Below are 19,010 nucleotides of genomic sequence, written 5' to 3'. Positions count from 1 at the left end.
CAATGTTGCCCGCCGCGTGCCGAATGCCGAGGGGGGAGGGTGGCGGCTCCGTATCGCGCCTTGCCATGCGGCCCTCAATCACTAAGCAGGGGCCATGCCCGCCACTGCCCGCAAACCCGCACCGAGCAAAGCATCCGCGCCCGCCGCGACACCGATGATGGCGCAATATTGGTCGCTGAAGGAAAAGGCGGAGGATTGCCTGCTCTTTTACCGCATGGGCGATTTTTTCGAGCTTTTCTTCGACGATGCCAAGGCGGCGGCTTCGACGCTCGACATTGCGCTCACCTCGCGCGGTGAACATGGGGGGGAGCCGGTGCCGATGTGCGGCGTTCCCGTCCATTCGGCCGAATCCTATCTTGCGCGGCTGATAAAGGCGGGCCACCGGGTCGCCATCGCCGAACAGGTCGAAACCCCGGCAGAGGCGAAGGCGCGGGGCGGATCGAAGGCGCTGGTCGCGCGCGATATCGTGCGTTTCGTTACCGCGGGTACGCTCACCGAGGAGTCGCTGCTCGAAGGGCGCAGCGCCAACCGGCTTGCCGCGCTTGCTGAAGTGGGCGGCGAAATGGCGCTTGCCGCCGCCGATATTTCAACGGGCGTTTTTGAAGTTGTCGCGCTGACGGCGCAGCAACTGGACGCCGAACTCGCGCGGCTTGTCCCGGCGGAACTTTTGATCAGCGAAATGGCAGAGGCCGCGCCGCCGTCCGCCGCGCGCCAGCTCGTCCGCCGCCCGGCATCCGAATTTTCGAGCAGCGCGGGACAGAAACGGCTGGAGGCGCTGTTCGCCGTGCAAACGCTCGACGGCTTTGGCGCCTTCACCCGCGCCGAACTCGCCGCCATGGGTGCGCTCGCCGCCTATCTCGACCATGTCGGCACAGGCAGCGCCGCTTTTCTTCAGCCCCCCGTTCGGCACCAGATTTCGGGCCGCATGGCGATTGATGCTGCGACGCGCGAAAGCCTCGAACTGGTGCGAACCATGGCGGGGCGGCGCGAGGGCAGCCTGCTCGCCACCATCGACCGCACGGTGACGGCGGCGGGCGCGCGCCTGCTCGCCGACGATCTCTCCAGCCCGCTCACCGATCGCGCGGCGATTGTCGAGCGGCTCGATCTGGTCGATGCGCTCGCGCGCGATGCGCTGTGGCGCGGCGATTTGCGCGCGGCGCTGCGCGCGCTTCCCGACGCTGGGCGCGCGCTGGGACGGCTGGTCGCAGGGCGCGGCGGGCCGCGCGATCTTGCCCAGCTTCGCGATGCGCTGGCGGGCGCGCGGCTGCTGCGCGAACAGATGGCGCGCCGCGCCGATCTGCCGCCGATGCTCGGCCGGCTGCTCCCCCGGCTCGATGGCCATGGCGCGCTTGTCGATGAGCTCAGCCGCGCGCTCGTCGAGACGCCCGCCGTCGATGCGGCGCAGGGCGGCTATATCGCCGAAGGCTATGACGCCGCGCTCGATGCCTTGCGCGAAACTGCGCGCGACGGGCGCAAGGCGATTGCGGCGCTGGAGGCGGAGTATCGCGAACGCACGGGCATCGCTGCGCTCAAGATCCGCCACAATGGCGTGCTCGGCTATCATGTCGAAGTGCCCGCCAAACATGCCGATGCACTGATGGCTGAAGGATCGGGCTTTACCCACCGCCAGACGCTCGCGGGCGCGGTGCGGTTCAACTCGCCCGACTTGCACGAGGCAGCGAGCCGCGTCACCCAAGCGGGGGTTCATGCACTGGCGGCAGAGGCGGCGCATCTCGAAACCCTGGTTGCGATGGCGGTCGAGCGGCGCGAGCCGATTGCCGCAAGCTGCGACGTGCTCGCGCGGATCGACGTCGCGGCGGCGCTCGCCGATCATGCGATGAGCCATGGCTGGTGCCGCCCCGATATCGCCGATGAACCCTGTCTCAATGTAACAGGCGGGCGCCATCCGGTGGTCGAGGCGGCGCTGGCGAAATCGGGCGAGCGTTTCGTCCCCAATGATCTCTCGCTGGGGGAAAGCGACCGGCTGTGGCTCGTCACCGGGCCGAATATGGGCGGCAAATCGACTTTCCTGCGGCAGAATGCGCTGATCGTCGTGCTCGCGCAGGCGGGTGCTTTCGTCCCCGCCACCTCGGCGCGGCTGGGTCTTGTCGACCGGCTGTTCAGCCGCGTCGGCGCCAGCGACAATCTCGCGCGGGGGCGTTCGACCTTCATGGTCGAAATGGTCGAGACCGCCGCGATTCTGGCGCAGGCGACGCCTAACAGCTTCGTCATATTGGACGAGGTCGGGCGCGGCACCTCCACCTATGACGGGCTCGCACTCGCCTGGTCGGTGGTCGAGGCGGTGCATGAGGTCAACCGCTGCCGCTGCCTGTTCGCCACTCATTATCACGAGCTGACGCGGCTTGCCGAAAGCCTCGATGCGCTCTCGCTCCATCATGTCCGCGCGCGCGAGTGGAAGGGCGATCTCGTGCTGCTCCACGAAGTCGCTGATGGACCGGCGGACCGCAGCTATGGTCTGGCCGTGGCGCGGCTGGCCGGGGTCTCGCCCGCGGTCGTTAAGCGCGCCGAGGCGGTGCTCGCCAAGCTGGAGGCGGGGCGCGAGGCAACGGGCGGGCTTGCCGCCGGGCTCGACGATCTGCCGCTCTTTGCCGCGACCTTGGCGGAAGGCCCCGCCGCCCCCGCCGATCCGCTGCGCGAGGCGCTCGCCGATATCGACCCTGATGCGCTCACCCCGCGCGAGGCGCTTGACGCCCTCTATCGCATCAAGCAGCTTGTGGCGGAGCAAAGCGAATGAGCGGTTTTTTCTCCAGCCTTCCCAATCGGCGCGCGATTATCGACCGGCGCGTACTCGCCGAACGCCTTGCGGCGATTGCCGAGGAAAGTGCCGATAATGGCGCGCGCCGTCGCGCGATGGTGGCGCTGCTCAAGCAAGCGCTGGAGGATGGCCGCGCCGAAGTCGAAAAGCGGCTGGCAGATGCCCCCTCGTCGGGACGGATCGCGGCGCAGGCGACCGCCTTTCTGATCGATCAGCTTGTCCGCCTGTCCTATGATTTCACCGTCGAACATCTTTATCCCGCGGGCAATCGATCGGCGGGGGAGCGGATCACGGTCATCGCGGTCGGCGGCTATGGCCGCGGCGAAATGGCGCCGCACAGCGATGTCGATATCGGCTTTCTGACCCCCTTTCGCCAGACGAGCTGGACCGAAAGCGTCATCGAGGCGCAGCTATACACCCTCTGGGATCTGGGGCTGAAGGTCGGCCACTCCTCGCGTTCGCTCGACGAGATGATCCGCGCCGCGAAAGAGGATATGACGATCCGCACCGCGCTCCTCGAAGGGCGCTTCATCTGGGGCGACCGCGACCTTTATGATCAGGCGGCGGCGCGCTTCGACGCCGAGGTGGTCGCGGGCAATGCGCGCAGCTTTGTCGCCGAAAAGCTCGCCGAGCGTGACGAGCGGCACAAGAAAATGGGCGATTCGCGCTATGTTGTCGAACCCAATGTAAAGGAAGGGAAGGGCGGGCTTCGCGACCTTCACACCCTGTTCTGGATCGGCAAATTCATCCACCGCGTCCGCACCGTCCCCGAACTGGTCGACGCCGGGCTGCTCACCGCGCGCGAGCTGCGCCAATTTGGCCGCGCCGAAAATTTCCTGCTCGCGGTGCGCTGCCACCTTCATATTCTGGCGGGGCGCGCCGAGGACCGTCTGACCTTTGATTTTCAGCGCGAGATTGCGGCGCGAATGCAATTTGCCGAGCGGCCGGGCAAAAGCGCGGTCGAACGCTTCATGCAGCTTTATTTTCTCCACGCCAAAAGCGTCGGCGACCTCACCGGCACGTTCCTGGCTCATCTCGACGAACAGCTTGCGGCGCGCGGGCGGCGTTTCCTGCCCTCGATCCGCCGCCGCCCCGGCAAGCTCAATGGCTTTGTCCTCGACCGGGGGCGGCTCGCCTTGCCGTCGGATGATTTTTTTCAGGAAGACCCTGTTCGCCTGATCGAGATTTTCGCGCTCGCCGACAAATATAGCCTCGAAATCCATCCGCAGGCGATGCGGCAGGCGCGTCATGACGCGAAGCTGATCGACGGAAAGCTGAGGAGGATTGCGCGTGCTAATGCGCTTTTTCTCGATGTGCTTACCAGTCCGCGCGATCCCGAAACCGTGCTGCGCTGGATGAACGAGGCGGGGGTGTTCGGCCGCTTCATTCCCGATTTCGGCCGCGTCGTCGCGCAGATGCAATTCGACATGTATCATCATTATACGGTCGATGAGCATACGATCCGCGCCATCGGGCTGTTGTCCGACATCGAGCAGAACCGGCTTCAGGAGGATCATCCGCTTTCGACCGCGATCATGGACCAGATCCAGTCGCGGCGCGTCATTTATGTGGCGGTGCTGCTGCACGATATCGCCAAGGGGCGCGGCGGCGATCACAGCGTGCTGGGCGCTGAACTTGCGCTGCGCGTCTGCCCGCGGCTGGGGCTGAGCGAGGCGGAGACCGAGACGGTCTCATGGCTTGTGCGCTATCATCTCCTCATGTCGGCGACCGCGTTCAAGCGCGACCTCGCCGATTTCAAGACGATCCTCGATTTCGCCCAGCATGTGCAATCGCCCGAGCGGCTGCGGCTGCTCCTTGTCCTCACCGTCGTCGATATTCGCGCGGTCGGCCCCGGGGTGTGGAACAGCTGGAAACGGCAATTGCTCACCGAATTATATGATTCGGCCGAAGAAGTGCTGCGGCTCGGCCACAAGCAGCGCGGGCGCGAGGCGCGGATTGCGGGCAAGAAGGAGGAAGCGCAGGCGCTGCTCCAGATGAGCGACAAGGATTTCGCGCGCCTCGCCAAGCGCCTGCCCGAAAGTTACTGGATCGCCGAACCGGTCGAGGTGATCACCGCCAATCTGCTGCACATCCAGCAGGCCGGCGATGCCCCGCTCCACATCGCCGCCGTGCCCGACGATGATCGCGGCGCGACGCTGGTGATGCTGCTCGCCGCCGATCACCCGGGGCTTTTCTATCGCATCGTCGGGGGCATTCATCTGGCGGGCGGCAATATTATCGACGCGCGCATTCACACGACGCGCGACGGCCTCGCGCTCGACAATTTCCTGGTGCAGGACCCCATCGGCCGCCCCTTTGCCGAGGCCGAGCAGATTTTACGCCTGACCCGCGCGATCGAGGATGCGCTCGCCAATCGTCAGAAATTGCTGCCCAAGCTGGAGGCGCGCGCGCTGCACCGCGCGCGAGCGGAGGCGTTTCGCGTTGCCCCCAATGTCTTTATCGACAACAAGGCGTCGAACCGCTTCACGGTGATCGAAGTCAACGCGCAGGACCGCCCCGCGCTGCTGAGCCAGCTTGCCTATGCGCTTTTCCAGTCAAAGGTGACGGTGCATAGCGCCCATGTCGCGACCTATGGCGAACGCGCGGTCGACACCTTCTATGTCACCGACCTGATCGGCGACAAGATCGACAGCAGTGCGCGCGTCAAAACGCTTGAAAAGCGTCTGCTCGAAGCGGCGAGGCGCAGCGATGACAGCGCGGAGGCCGCGTAGGGCTTACTCCCCCGCGTCTCGCGCCCAGCCCTGCCGATATTTGTCGAACCAGGCGAGGATCGCCGCCGCCTTGGCTGCCGATTGCGACGGACGCGCGGCGATGCCGCCATGGCTCGCGCCCGGCACCTTGATGAAAGCCGTCGGCACCCCGCGCAGGCGCAGCGCGGTATAATATTGCTCGGCCTCGCTCACCGGGGTGCGATAATCCTCGCTGCCGACAACGACCAGGGTCGGGGTTTCCACCTGTCCGACGAGCGAGAGCGGCGATAATTTCCAATAAGCCTCGGGGTTTTCCCACGGCATGGCGCCGATCCAATAGGGGCCGAAAAAGGCCGGTCCATCGGCGGTCAGCGCCTGCGTCGTCCAGTTGATCACCGGTTTTTGCGTCGCCGCCGCCTTGAACCGGTGCGTCTTGCCGATGATCCAGCTGGTCAGCACCCCGCCGCCCGATCCGCCCGTGACGAACAGCGCATCGGGATCGGCAATTCCCAGCGCGATGGCGCGGTCGACGATGCTGATCAGGTCGAAATAATCATCGCCCGGATAGGCCTTGTCGATTTTTTGCGCGAAAGCCTCGCCATAGCTGGTCGATCCGCGCGGATTGGCCGACAGCACGGCATAGCCCGCCGCGGCATATAGCTGATTGTCGGTCGAAAAATGCGGGCCATAGGCGGTGAAGGGGCCGCCATGAATTTCGAGGATCAGCGGCACGCGCTGCCCCTCGACATAGGTGGGGGGCAGGGTGAACCAGCCTTCGATGGGCAGCCCGTCGTGGCTCGACGCCACGCTGATCTTGCGCACTTCGCCCAGCGCCTTTGTTTCGCGCAGGCTGCGGTTGAGGTCGGTGAGGATGCGCGCTGTGCTACCGCTGCGCGTCACCTGCACTTCGGCCGGGCGCGTCGCGCTGCCGCCGGTAAAGGCGATGGCGTCATTGTCGGCGACGCTGAAGCTGCCGCCCGTATAGGGCCGGTCGAGCGACCCGCCCGACAGGCCCGATGCGACCTTTCGCACCGATCCGTCGAGCCCGATGCGCGCCACGAAAGTTTCGCCATGGTCGTCATATTGCACATAAATCCCGCGGCCATCGGCGTCCCAGCGGAGGGCATCGACGCTATAATCCCAGTCGGCGGTCAGGTTGCGCGGGTTCGACCCGTCGCGGTTCATCACATAGAGATGGCTGTTTTCATAAGCGCGCTTCGCATCGTCAAAGCCGGTATAGGCGATCAGCCGCCCGTCGGGCGACACGCTGGGGCTGGCGTCGGGGCCCTTGCGATCGGTCAGCGCGCGGATCGCGCCGCTTGCAATGTCGAGCGCATAAATCTCGCTTTCCAGCGGGTTTTCTTCCCAATCGGGCTGGCGATTGGCCGAAAAATAAAGCGTGCGGCCATCGGGTGCCCAGCTCAGCGGCCCGCCGTCATGATAGGGGCCAAAGCTGAGCTGGCGCGGCGCGCCGCCGGTGGCGGGAACGAGAAAGATTTTCTCAAAACCCGGCTCGATATAGCCCGCGCCATCGGCGCGATAGGTGAGGAGGTCATGCACCTCCAGCGGCTCGGCCCATTTCGCGCCCTCGGGCTTGTTCGCGGGTGCGCTGCCCAGTGTCGGCCCAGCATCCTTGACCAGCATCGTATAGGCGATGGAGCGGCCATCGGGGCTCCAGGTGATGCTGGACGGGCTGGTCGGCAGGCCGGTCAGCCGCACCGCTTCACCGCCATCGATCCAGCGCACCCAAAGCTGCGCGCCGCCGCCGCGCGTCGACACATAGGCAAGCCGCTTGCCATCGGGCGACCAGCGCGGCGAAAAGGCATCGCCATCACTCGCCGCCACCGGTATTTCGGCGCCGCTTTGCGTGTCGATCATCCAGATCGAACTGACCGCGCGGTCGGACATGATATCGTTCGACCGGCGGACATAGGCGATGCGGCGACCATCGGGGCTGATCTGCGGGTCGGATGCAAGCGACAGGTTGAACAAATCCTCGCCGGTAAAGCGCCGTTCGGGCGCGGTGCGCGCGCTTCCGCTCGCGGCGGCGGAGCGGGCGGGGGCGCTTTCAACCGCCGGAGCGGCCTGCGCCCCCGGCTCGGCAGCAAGCGCGGGATGCGCCGCCCACAGCAACAGCCCCGCACCCCACAAAGCCCCTTTACGCATCATCATCTGCTCCCTCGCTGGTCCGGCGACCAGATGTGTCGCCTTTCCCTGCCGGGGTCAACGACCCGCGGGATCATATATCCGGCGAGTGCCGCTTCTCCGCATCCAGCGTCCAGCAGCAATCTCCAGCCTATCCCCGCAGCACCGCGCCCAGCTTCGCTGCTGCGCCCACCACCTTGTCGGTGATCGCCTTCAAATCGGCGTCGGTGAAGCTTTTGTCGGCGGGTTGCAGCTCGACCTCGACCGCGAGGCTGACCTGTCCGTCGGGCACGCCTTGTCCGGCGAAGCGGTCGAACAGGCGCGCATCGACGATCGCCGCCTTGTCGGCGCCGCGAATCGCGCGCACCAGTTCGGCGGCGGTCAGCGTCTCGGGCGCCAGAAAGGCAAAGTCGCGGCGCACCGATTGCAGCGCGGGCGGGGTAAAGGCGGCGCGCACCGGGCCGCTCGCGCGCTTGGCGGGAATGGCGTCGAGGAAAATCTGGACCGCCATCACCGGGCCATCGACATCGAAATGCCGGGTCAGCGCGGGGTGAAGCGCGCCAAATTCGGCGAGCACCGCCTTGGGGCCAAGGCGCAGCGTCGCCGATTGGCCGGGGTGCCAGATCGCGCCTTCGCTCACCGTTTCCATTACCTGCAAACGGTCGGCGGGCGCCCCCGCCGCTTCCAGCAGCGCCAGCGCGGCGCCCTTGGCGTCAAAGGCATCGAACGCCGCCGCCTTGCCGCTTTGCCAGCCGCGCGGCGTCTTTTCGCCTGCCATCAGCAGTGCGAGCGTTGGATGTTCGGCCCCGGCCAGATAGCGCCGCCCGATTTCGAACAGGCGAATGCTGCTCGCGCCGCGATTCTGGTTGCGCGCGGCGGCTGACAACAGGCCGGGCAACAGCGAGGGGCGCATGATTTTCAGCTCTTCGCTGATGGGATTGGCAAGGCTCCACGCCCCGCCGCCAAAGGGTTCGGCCTCGCGTTCGGACACGAAGCTCCATGTCACCGCTTCATGGAAACCGGCAGCCGCGGCCGCGCGGCGCGCGCGCCGTTCCATCATCTGATCGGCGGTCGCGGTCGGCCGGGCAACCCCCTCGGCGCGCGGCAGCGGGGTCGAGGGGATGGCGTCAAAGCCGTGGATGCGCGTCACTTCCTCAACCAGATCGGGGGCGGCGTCCATATCGCGGCGCCAGCTTGGCACGGTGACGCGCCACAGCGCGCCCTGCTCCATCACCACAAAGCCCAGCGATTCCAAAATGGTGCGCTGCGCATCGGGCGCGATGGCAATGCCGCCCAGCGTTTCCGCGAGCGCCGGGTCATAATCGATTTCGCGCACCCCCACGGGCGGCGTGCCCGCGCGCACAATGTCCGACGGGGTGCCGCCGCAGATGGACAGGATATGGCCGGTGACGATGGCGACCGCATCGTCGAGGAAAGCGGGATCGACCCCGCGCTCGAAGCGGCTGCGCGCGTCGCTCGCCAGCCCCAGCGCCTGACCCGTGAGCGCGATGCGTTCGGGGGTGAAATAAGCAATCTCCAGCAGCACATCGCTTGTCGTCTCGCTGCACCCGCTATGCTCGCCGCCCATGATGCCGGCGATGTCATGCACACCTGTGTCATCGGCGATTACCGTCATGGTCTCGCTCAGCACATAATCCTTGCCGTTCAGCGCGGTGACGCTTTCACCCTCGCTGGCGCGGCGCGCGGTCATTGCGCCGTTCAGCTTGGCGCGGTCATAAATATGGCTGGGGCGGCCCAGGTCGAACATCACATAATTGCTGATATCGACGAGCGCGCTGATCGGCCTCTGGCCGATGGCCTCCAGCCGGCGGCGCATCCATTCGGGCGCCTCGCCATTGGTGACGCCGCTGATCGTCCGCCCGTAAAAGGCGGGACAGCCTTCGCTGTCCTCGACGCGAATTTCGGTCGCGGGCGCGCCTTCGCCGTTGATCGTCGGAACGTCGAGTGGCTTCAGCGTGCCCAGCCCGGCGGCGGCAAGGTCGCGGGCGATCCCGCGCACGCCCATGCAATCCTGCCGGTTGGGGGTGATCGAAATGTCGATCACCGGATCATCGACCCCGCGATAATCGGCAAAGGCGGTGCCGACCGGCGCATCACCGGCCAGTTCGATGATGCCATCATGGTCATCGCCCAGCTCCAGCTCGCGCACCGAGCACATCATGCCGTTCGATTCGACGCCGCGCACTGCCGCGACCTTCAATTCCATGCCATTGGCGGGCACTACCGCGCCGGGCAGGCCCAGCACGCCGACCAGCCCCGCGCGCGCATTGGGGGCGCCGCACACGATGGTCAGCGGCGCGCCGCCATTGATGTCGGGCCCGGCTTCGACGCTCAGCACCTGCAGCTTGTCGGCCTGCGGATGCTTTTCGGCGGTCAGCACCCTAGCGATGCGGAAACCTGCCAGTTTCTCGGCCGGGTTTTCGACGCCTTCAACCTCATGGCCGATGCGGTTCAAGGTGGCGACAACATCGGCGACGCCATAGTCACCGTCGAGATGGTCGCGCAGCCAGTTAAGGGTTAGCTTCATGCCGAAATCCCCCCGCTCAGCGTGGGCACGCTCAGCGCGCTAAAACCATAATGCGACAGCCAGCGCAGATCGCCGTCGAAGAAAGCGCGCAAATCGTCCATCCCATATTTCAGCATGGCGAGCCGGTCGACGCCGACGCCAAAGGCAAATCCCTGCCATTCGTCGGGGTCCAGCCCGCAATTGGCGATGACGCGGCGGTTGACCATGCCGCTGCCCAGCAATTCCATCCACGCATGGCCCTCGGCATCGCCGTCGCCCCCGACGACGCGGCGCCCCTTTTCCTGGGCATAGCCGACATCGACCTCGGCCGAGGGTTCGGTGAAGGGGAAATAGCTGGGGCGCAGCCGCAGCACGATGTCATCGCGCTCGAAAAAAGCCTTCAAAAAGGTTTCGAGCGTCCATTTGAGGTGCCCCATGTGAATGCCGCGGTCGATGACAAGGCCTTCGACCTGATGAAACATCGGCGTGTGCGTTGCATCGCTGTCGCTGCGATAGACACGTCCTGGCGCGATGATACGGATCGGCGGCTTCTCGCTCATCATCGTGCGGATCTGCACCGGCGAGGTGTGCGTGCGCAGCAGCATCGCGCGGCCCTCGGCGTCGGTGTCGGGGAAATAGAAAGTATCGTGCATCGCTCGCGCGGGATGGGTTTCGGGAATATTGAGCGCGGTGAAATTATGCCAGTCGTCCTCAATCTCCGGCCCCGTGGCGACGGCAAAGCCCATGTCGGCGAAAATTTCGGCCAGTTCGTCCATCACCTGGCTGACCGGGTGGACGCTGCCTTGCGGCACGGGCGCGGCGGGCAGGCTCATATCGAGGCGCTCGGCGGCGAGCTTCGCTTCCAGCGCGGCGCTTTCCAGCGCCGCCTTGCGCGCGGCAATCGCGTCGGTCACCGCCTCGCGCAGCGCCTGGATCGCCGGCCCCTTTTCCTTGCGCTCCTCCGGGCTCATCCCGCCCAGCGTTTTGAGCAGCAGGGTGATCTCGCCATTCTTGCCCAGAAACTGCACGCGCAGCGCGTCGAGCGCCTCCAGATTGTCGGCCTGATCAATGGCGGCTGTCGCCTTTTCAATCTCGAACACTAAGCAATTCCTTCATCATTCCCGCCACTTTCGTCATTCCCGCGAAAGCGGGAATCCATCACCCGCCATTTTGGGCTCGCTCTAAGCTTGATGCCCTATCCCGCTCCTGCACTGCGGCTGCTTTCACGAAGAGGAAGAAGGCCAGAGGCGGCCATCCGCCGCTTGCACCGGATGGGGCAAAGGGGTCAAGCCCAATGCCCCGGACGGACAAGTCCCAGCAAAAAGGGCGGCCCCTTGCGGAACCGCCCCCTTTTGATCTGGCTTGTCCGCCGCAGCGTTACGCTGCCTTGGGCAGCGCCGCTTTCGCCTGTGCGATGATCGCGGCAAAAACGCCGCTTTCATTCATGGCGAGGTCGGCCATCACCTTGCGGTCGAGTTCGATCCCGGCGAGCTTTGCGCCGTGCATGAACTGCGAATAGGTCAGGCCTTCGGCGCGGACAGCGGCGTTGATGCGCTGGATCCACAGGGCGCGGAAGTTCCGCTTTTTGACCTTGCGGTCGCGATAGGCGTACTGACCGGCCTTTTCGACGGCCTGGCGCGCGATGCGGATCGTATTCTTGCGACGGCCATAATAGCCCTTCGCCTGATCCAAAATCCGCTTGTGCTTGGCGCGCGTCGTCGTGCCGCGTTTGATGCGTGACATGGGTAGCGCTCCTTACTTCAGGCCATAGGGCGCCCAGAGGCGCACATGGGCTGTGTCGGCATCGCTCAGCACGCTGGTGCCGCGGTTGCTGCGGATATATTTGGCGTTATGCGAAATCAGGCGGTGGCGCTTGCCGGCGACGCCGTGCTTCACCTTGCCCGACGCGGTGAATTTGAAGCGTTTCTTCACACCGCTTTTGGTCTTCAGCTTGGGCATTTTGGTCTCCTTTGAAGTCCGTTTGCGTATCGGCCTGGCAGCCCTTTCAGCCAGCCGACACAATCGGAAGCGGGGCGCTTAGGCGGATTCGTCCCCAAATGCAAGTGATTCGAAGGTCAGAAGCTCGCGCCGTCGACCTTCTGGATATTCAGCGCGTCGAGGTCGGCGCCCGGAACGCAGCGCAGGTTCACCGCCGCCATCTTCGATCCATCGGGACCGGTGCCCACCGAAAAGCTCTGGCACCCGCACGCATCGCAGAATTGATGGTCGATATTATGCTTGTTGAACTTGTACGACGTCAGCCGCTCGGCACCGCTCTCCAGCCGGAACTGGTCGATCGGGACGAAGCTGAGCAGAAAGCCCTTACGCCGACAGTGCGAGCAGTTGCAGCTCATAGCCGTATCGGGAATATCGCCCTCGACGCTATAGGTCACCGCGCCGCAGTGACAGCTGCCTTGATAAGCCATGTCGTCTCCCCTTCTCAGTGGTTGCAGGCCAGCCCCTCGATCACATCTTCCAGCCGCGCGGGATCGCCCAGCGCGATGACATGGCCTTCGCTGGCGGCGTGCAGGGGCTCGCCATTCCAGTCGCACATCGTTCCGCCCGCGCCTTCGACAATGGGGACGAGGGCGGCAAAATCATGCAATTTCAGCCCCGCCTCGACGATCAGGTCGATATGCCCGCTCGCGAGCAGGCCGTAATTATAGCAATCGCCGCCAAAGACGATGCGCTTGTGCGCGGTTTTTGCGGCGAGCGCCATGAAATGCTCGCCATCATGGGCGCTGAAATATTGGGGACCGGTGGTCGCCAGCGTCGCATCAGCGAGTTCGCGGCATCGGCGGGTGCGCGTTTCCACCCCGTTGAACAAGGTCGGCTGGCCGGTAGCCCCGACCCAGCGTTCACCGCTGATCGGCTGGTCGATGATACCCAGAATCGGCCAGCCATCCTGAAGCAGCGCGATCAGCGTGCCGAAAATCGGGCGTCCCGCCATAAAGCTGACCGTGCCGTCGATGGGGTCGAGCACCCATTGGCGGCTCGCGCCCGGACGTTCGGCCCCATATTCCTCGCCGATAATCCCGTCGGTCGGCGCTTCGGCGTCGATCAGGCGGCGCATCGCCGCCTCGGCGGCGCGGTCGGCCTCGGTGACGGGGGAGGCGTCATCCTTGGCCTCATGGTCAAAGCCGGAACGGAACAGCGGGCGGATGGCAGCGCCGGCGGCATCGGCGAGGCGAAGCGCGAGCGCGAGATCGGATTGGATCGACATCCGCCCCCGCTAGCGCAGCGGGAGAAGCGCCGCCAGCCCCCTCTGCACGGCCGCCTGCCTCTGCGGTCCGAATCCATCCGATTCCGGGCCGGAAACGCTTTTGACGATATGCATATTATCTGTACAATCCCCTGCATGGCAGACGTTTTCCCGCCCGCCCCGATCATCGAAACCTTTGCACGCTATGGCTTTCGCAAAACCTCGATGGACGAGTTGGCGCGCGCCGCCGATGTCTCGCGCCAGTCGCTCTACAATCACTTCAAATCAAAGGAAGAGCTGTTTGACTGGGCGACGCGCAGCGTGGTCGAGGCGTCGCTGACCGACGCGCTGCGCCATCTTTCCAATCCGCGCCAGACGCTGGTTCAGCGGATCAATGCCGCGCTCGACAGTTGGGCGGGACAGCATATCGAGGTGATGCGCGGTTCGCCCCATGGGCCGGAGATTATCGTCATGACGCGCTCCGCCTTGCCCGAACGTGCACGTCAGGCCGAACGGCGGCTGATCACGGCCATGGCCGATGCGATCCGTATCAGCGGCCCCGGCGCCGCAGTACCGCGTGCGGGCAGTCTGGCACAGGCGCTTTGCTGGACCGCGAAGGGCCTTGTTCATGCGGCGCCCGATCATGCCGCCTTTTGCCGCGAGCTGGATCATATATTGAGTGCGCTGCTCGCGCGTTGAGACTGGCCTATCGAGGGCGGTGCTCGGTGCCTTCGCCGGGGGTGATGAACAGCGCGGATGCGCTGCCGTCGACATCGGCGGTGTGCCAGCATCCCGGCGGATTGATCGCATATTCGCCCGCGCCAAGCGTAACGCTGGTCACCGATCCGTCGTCGGCTTCCTGATAAAGCGTCATCGTGCCGTCGAGGCAGACCACCACCTCATCGCCTGCCGGGTGCCTTTCCCACATCGCCCAATTTTCGGTGAAGCGAAAGGCGCTGACCAGCCGTCCTTCCTTGCCGTCGCCGGCCGTGCGCTCACTATAGGCGTCATACCATTCGGGGCCGGTCATCGGCGGCTGAACGGTTGCGGCGGCCCCCAGGCCAAGGTGCAGCGGCTGCGCGAAAATATCCGATGGCGGCACGGCAAGTCTCCCCTTCGGGCAGGGACCTGCCGACGCTGTTAGTCGAACAGGCTCGAAACGCTGGTTTCGTCAGCAATACGCTTGATCGCTTCGCCCAGCAAGGGCGCGACGGTCAGCGCGCGGACCTTGGCGCTGTCGTTGACGGCATCGGTCGGCTGGATCGAATCGGTGATCACCAGCTCGGTGAGTTCGCTCGCCTCGACGCGCGCCACCGCACCGCCCGACAGCACACCATGGGTGCAATAAGCAACGACGCCCTCGGCCCCCGCATTTTTGAGGGCGGCGGCGGCGTTGCAGAGCGTGCCCGCCGAATCGACAATATCGTCGATCAGCACGCAGAAACGCCCTTCGACATCGCCGATGATGTTCATCACTTCCGATTCGCCCGCGCGCTCACGCCGCTTGTCGACGATGGCGAGCGGGGCGTTATCGAGCCGCTTCGCCAGCGCCCGCGCGCGCACCACGCCGCCGACGTCGGGGGAAACGACCATCAGATTGCGGTCGCCGAACCGCGCCTGTATGTCCGCGCTCATCACCGGCGCGGCATAAAGATTGTCGGTCGGAATATCGAAAAAGCCCTGTATCTGCCCGGCGTGCAGGTCGATCGCCAGCACGCGGTCGGCGCCCGATGTGGTGATCAGATTGGCAACCAGCTTGGCCGAAATCGGCGTGCGCGGTCCCGGTTTGCGATCCTGCCGGGCATAGCCGAAATAGGGGATGACGGCGGTGATGCGCTTGGCCGAGGCGCGGCGCAGCGCGTCGGTCAGGATCAGCAGCTCCATCAGATTGTCATTCGCCGGGAAATTGGTCGGCTGGACGACGAACACATCCTGACCGCGAACATTTTCGTGAATTTCGACGAACACTTCCTCGTCGGCGAAACGGCGCACGCTGGTATCGGTCAGCGGCAGTTCCAGATAGTCCGCAATGGCGCGGGCCAGCGGCAGGTTGCTGTTGCCGGAGATGAGTTTCATGGCGCTGCAGGCCCTTTCGCATCCGAGGGTGGGATTGCGCGCCCCTTACCCAGCATGGGCGCGAAGGGGAAGGGGCGATATTGCCTGAAACGGAACGCTGCATCGCGAAGAATGGCCGGATCGACTTCCTGGGGGCGACCCTCCGCCCCCTCTTGCGCTTGATCATTGCAATCAGCCGCGCCGGGCGTAAGGCTTTCGCTTATGACAAGCTCCCCCGCTCCGCTCACCATCGTCATGGCCCAGTTGACCCAGCGGGTTGGCGATTTGTCCGCCAATATGGCCGCGATGCGCGATGCCCGCGCGCGCCACGGCGATGCCGACCTCATTGTCTATCCCGAATTGCAGCTGATCGGCTATCCGCCCGAGGATCTAGTGCTCAAGCCCGCGCTGGCCGAACGCGCGGCGGCGCTACTCGCTGAGCTTGCTGCCGACACTGCCGATGGCGGCCCTGCCATGCTGGTGGGATCGGTCGAGCGCGGTGCCGACGGGCGCCTCTATAATATGGTTGCCCTGCTCGATGGCGGGCAGGTTGTCGCAACGCGGCGCAAGCATGAGCTGCCCAATTATGGCACTTTCGACGAAATGCGCGTCTTTTCGCCCAGCCCCTTGCCCGACATTGTCGAATGGCGCGGGGTCAGGCTCGGCCTGCCGATCTGCGAGGATGGCTGGTATCCCACCGTCGCGGCGCATCTCGCGGCGCAGGGGGCGGAGCTGCTCATCTCGGTCAATGGCAGCCCCTATGAAATCGACAAGGACGACAGGCGGCTCAGTCAGGTATTCGGCGCGCGCGTCGCCGAAACCGGCCTGCCGCTCCTCTTTCTCAACCGCGTCGGCGGGCAGGATGAGCTGGTGTTCGACGGCTGCTCCTTTGTCCTCAACGCCAATGGCGAAGCGGCGCACCGGCTGACCGACTGGGAAGAGGAAGAGCGCGTTACCCATTGGAACAAGGGGACGGACGGCATCTGGACTTGCACCCCAGGCGCCCTCGCCGAATGGGACGCGCATCCTGCCGATATTTATCATGCGATGATCATCTCCCTGCGCGACTATGTCGAACGCAATGGCTTTCCCGGCGTGGTGCTCGGCCTGTCGGGGGGTATTGATTCGGCGCTGTGTGCGGCGATTGCCGCCGACGCGCTCGGCCCCGACAAGCTCCACTGCGTGATGCTGCCCAGCCGCTTCACCAGCGAAGAAAGCCTGGAAGATGCACGGGGCTGCGCCGAGATGATCGGCTGCCGCCTCGACACCATCTCGATCGTCCCGGCGGTCGAGGCGTTCGATTCGATGCTCGAGGGCAGCTTCGCCGATGCCGAGGTCGATATTACCGAGGAAAATGTCCAGTCGCGCATTCGCGGCGTGACCTTGATGGCGCTCAGCAACAAATTCGGCCCCATGCTCCTCACCACGGGGAACAAGAGCGAGATGAGCGTCGGCTATGCCACCATCTATGGCGATATGGCGGGCGGCTATAACCCCTTGAAGGATGCGTATAAAACGACGGTCTTTGCGCTATCGAAATGGCGCAACGCCCATGTGCCGCGCCTGTCGCGTAATCCGCGCGCGCCGGTGATGCCCGATCGCATCATTACCAAACCCCCCAGCGCCGAACTGCGTCCCGATCAGAAGGATGAGGACAGCCTGCCCGCCTATGACGATCTCGATCGCATGCTGCACATGCTGGTGGAGGAGGAGGCGAGCGTCGATGACGTCGTCGCGCGTTACGGCTTCGACCGCGCCGCCGTCGCCCGCATCGAACGGCTGCTCGCCATCGCCGAATATAAGCGCCGCCAGGCCCCGCCGGGGGTCAAGCTCTCGACCCGCAACTTCGGCCGCGACCGCCGCTATCCGATTACCCATGGGTTCCGGACGGGCTGAATATTGCGGCGGTGGCGGTACCGGGGAAAATGATTTTCGCGCAAAGGCGCAAAGAGCGCAAAGAGGAAAGCGCTATCCGCGAAGCAGCTTTCGCTCGCATCCGCAGGCAGGCCAAGAGATGCCCATGATAGAGTGCGGACCTGTCGGCCCGCTCTTTTCTTCGCGCTCTTTGCGCCTTTGCGCGAAACATGAAACACCCCTCACGTCGCGCCACCGAAGCGCGCCCTATTCCCACCATCCCCGCAATGCGGCTATAGGCCCCGCCATGACCGTCATCACCCGTTTCGCCCCTTCGCCCACCGGCCATCTTCATGTCGGCAATGTCCGCACCGCGCTCCATAATTGGATGTGGGCGCGCAAGTATGGCGGGCGTTTCCTGCTTCGCATCGACGACACCGATCTGGAGCGGTCGAAAGAGGAATATGTCGCCGCCATCCGCGCCGATCTTGCGTGGCTCGGCCTTGATATCGACGGGGAGGAGCGGCAGTCGGCGCGCTTCGATCTCTATGAGGCTGAATTTGAAAAGCTGAAGGCCGCCGGGCGCGTCTATCCCTGTTATGAAACCCCCGAAGAGCTGGAAATCCGCCGCAAGATTCTGCTCTCGCGCGGGCTTCCCCCCGTTTATGAGCGCAAGCCGCTGGACGCCCCCGCGCCCGAAGGCGTGGCGCCGCACTGGCGTTTCCGGCTCAACCATGATGCGCCGATCGAATGGACCGATATGGTGCGCGGGGACCAGCGTTTCGACCCTGCAACCATGTCCGACCCCGTCATCCGCCGCGCCGATGGCAGCTGGCTCTATCTGCTCCCCAGCGTGATCGACGATATCGCCATGGGCATCACCCATGTCGTGCGCGGGGAGGATCATGTGTCGAACACTGCGGCGCAGATCCAGATGTTCGAAGCCTTGGGCGCGTCTCCGCCCGCCTTCGCACATGAAGCGCTGCTCGTCGGGATCGAAGGCAAATTGTCAAAGCGGCTGGGCTCGCTCGGCATGGAAAATTTGCGCGAACAGGGGATTGAGCCGATCGCGCTCGTCGCGCTGCTCGCTCGGCTGGGGACGAGCGACCCGGTCGAGCCGGTCACCACCCCCGCGCCGCTGGTGGAAAGCATCGACTTTGCGCGCTTTGGCCGCGCGCCCGCACGCTTTGACGAGGCCGAACTGGCGCTGCTCAACCAGAAAATCCTGCACCAGACCGACTATGCCGCCGTCGCCGACCGGCTGCCCGCCGCCATTGACGCGGCGCGCTGGAACGCGATTCGTCCCAATCTCGTCCATGTGAACGCGGCCGCCGAATGGGTCGCCGTGTTCGACGGCCCTTTCACCCCCCCGGCAGCCGATGCGGAAGGGCAGGCTGTTCTGGCTGCGGCGGCAAAGGCCGCGCCGGGGCTCGACTGGAACGCCGATCCCTGGCGCGCGCTCACCGGCGCGGTCAAGGAAGCGACGGGGGCCAAGGGGCGCGCGCTTTTCCTGCCGCTGCGCCGCGCGCTCACGGGCCGTGACCATGGCCCCGACATGGGCGAGCTTCTGCCGCTTATCGACCGCGATCAGGCGATTTCGCGCCTCTCGGCGACATAGGCGCAAAGCTGCTTTCGCTTGACATTGGCGGCGAATCCCGCCAATGGCGCGCGGATAAATGGGGGCGGCGCCCGGCGCGCGGCCCTCTTTGCTTTTCACAACCGCAGTCGGGGCCGGTGTCC

Annotated in this window: 14 protein-coding genes; 5 read left to right on the top strand and 9 right to left on the bottom strand. The window is 65.2% G+C overall.

Annotation, left to right across the window (positions count from 1 at the left end; all coding sequences use genetic code 11):
• Positions 1-94: 94 nt before the first annotated feature.
• Together mutS and JV18_RS0109785 are read left to right on the top strand one after the other, a co-directional pair.
• Positions 95-2,755, top strand: a complete 2,661-nt coding sequence (mutS, locus tag JV18_RS0109790; protein WP_033074335.1) for a DNA mismatch repair protein MutS — start codon at positions 95-97, stop codon at positions 2,753-2,755.
• A complete protein-coding gene (locus JV18_RS0109785) occupies positions 2,752-5,508 on the top strand; it encodes a [protein-PII] uridylyltransferase (protein WP_033074334.1) in 2,757 nt (918 codons plus the stop codon). Before mutS ends, JV18_RS0109785 begins: the two co-directional genes overlap by 4 nt.
• Before the next feature lie 3 nt (positions 5,509-5,511).
• On the opposite strand, the gene JV18_RS0109780 is transcribed toward JV18_RS0109785, so the two are convergent.
• The 7 genes from JV18_RS0109780 to hisN all read right to left on the bottom strand — a co-directional run bounded on the left by JV18_RS0109780 (position 5,512) and on the right by hisN (position 13,382).
• Positions 5,512-7,656 carry an alpha/beta hydrolase family protein gene (locus JV18_RS0109780; RefSeq protein WP_235303381.1) on the bottom strand — a complete coding sequence of 715 codons (2,145 nt, stop codon included), beginning with the start codon at positions 7,654-7,656 and terminating at the stop codon, positions 5,512-5,514.
• Positions 7,657-7,783: 127 nt separating this feature from the next.
• On the bottom strand, positions 7,784-10,180 hold the full coding sequence (gene pheT, locus JV18_RS0109775; protein ID WP_033074333.1) for a phenylalanine--tRNA ligase subunit beta: 2,397 nt from the start codon (positions 10,178-10,180) through the stop codon (positions 7,784-7,786).
• Positions 10,177-11,259 (bottom strand): phenylalanine--tRNA ligase subunit alpha, encoded by a 1,083-nt coding sequence (gene pheS / locus JV18_RS0109770; protein ID WP_052071878.1) that lies wholly within the window; start codon positions 11,257-11,259, stop codon positions 10,177-10,179. The genes pheT and pheS overlap by 4 nt, the downstream gene beginning before the upstream one ends.
• Positions 11,260-11,536: 277 nt before the next feature.
• Entirely contained in the window at positions 11,537-11,902 is a 366-nt protein-coding gene (rplT, locus tag JV18_RS0109765) for a 50S ribosomal protein L20 (RefSeq protein ID WP_033074332.1), read from the bottom strand.
• A 12-nt stretch (positions 11,903-11,914) separates the two neighbouring features.
• Positions 11,915-12,118, bottom strand: coding sequence for a 50S ribosomal protein L35 (gene rpmI, locus JV18_RS0109760; RefSeq protein ID WP_033074331.1), 204 nt, complete (start codon positions 12,116-12,118; stop codon positions 11,915-11,917).
• A gap of 116 nt (positions 12,119-12,234) precedes the next feature.
• Positions 12,235-12,585, bottom strand: a complete 351-nt coding sequence (locus JV18_RS0109755) for a GFA family protein (protein ID WP_033074330.1) — start codon at positions 12,583-12,585, stop codon at positions 12,235-12,237.
• Between the two features lie 14 nt (positions 12,586-12,599).
• Positions 12,600-13,382 carry a histidinol-phosphatase gene (hisN, locus tag JV18_RS0109750; protein WP_033074329.1) on the bottom strand — a complete coding sequence of 261 codons (783 nt, stop codon included), beginning with the start codon at positions 13,380-13,382 and terminating at the stop codon, positions 12,600-12,602.
• A 135-nt stretch (positions 13,383-13,517) separates the two neighbouring features.
• On the opposite strand from hisN, the gene JV18_RS14715 reads away from it, so the two are divergent.
• Positions 13,518-14,060, top strand: a complete 543-nt coding sequence (locus JV18_RS14715; RefSeq protein WP_052071877.1) for a TetR/AcrR family transcriptional regulator — start codon at positions 13,518-13,520, stop codon at positions 14,058-14,060.
• Positions 14,061-14,067: 7 nt separating this feature from the next.
• On the opposite strand, the gene JV18_RS0109740 is transcribed toward JV18_RS14715, so the two are convergent.
• Positions 14,068-14,463: a cupin domain-containing protein gene (locus JV18_RS0109740; protein WP_033074328.1), complete on the bottom strand. Its 396-nt coding sequence runs from the start codon at positions 14,461-14,463 to the stop codon at positions 14,068-14,070.
• Positions 14,464-14,501: 38 nt separating this feature from the next.
• The gene (locus tag JV18_RS0109735) at positions 14,502-15,437 is read right to left on the bottom strand and encodes a ribose-phosphate pyrophosphokinase (RefSeq protein ID WP_033074327.1); all 936 of its coding nucleotides are present in this window, start codon (positions 15,435-15,437) and stop codon (positions 14,502-14,504) included.
• A 201-nt stretch (positions 15,438-15,638) separates the two neighbouring features.
• Between JV18_RS0109735 and JV18_RS0109730 the strand changes: the two genes are divergently transcribed.
• Together JV18_RS0109730 and gltX are read left to right on the top strand one after the other, a co-directional pair.
• On the top strand, positions 15,639-17,312 hold the full coding sequence (locus JV18_RS0109730) for an NAD+ synthase (RefSeq protein ID WP_033074326.1): 1,674 nt from the start codon (positions 15,639-15,641) through the stop codon (positions 17,310-17,312).
• 265 nt (positions 17,313-17,577) lie between these two features.
• Entirely contained in the window at positions 17,578-18,888 is a 1,311-nt protein-coding gene (gltX, locus tag JV18_RS0109725; protein ID WP_033074325.1) for a glutamate--tRNA ligase, read from the top strand.
• Positions 18,889-19,010 lie beyond the last annotated feature (122 nt).

The sequence above is a fragment of the Sphingopyxis sp. MWB1 genome (genome assembly GCF_000763945.1).
GTDB lineage: Bacteria > Pseudomonadota > Alphaproteobacteria > Sphingomonadales > Sphingomonadaceae > Sphingopyxis.
This window is presented reverse-complemented; position numbering and strand designations above follow the sequence as displayed.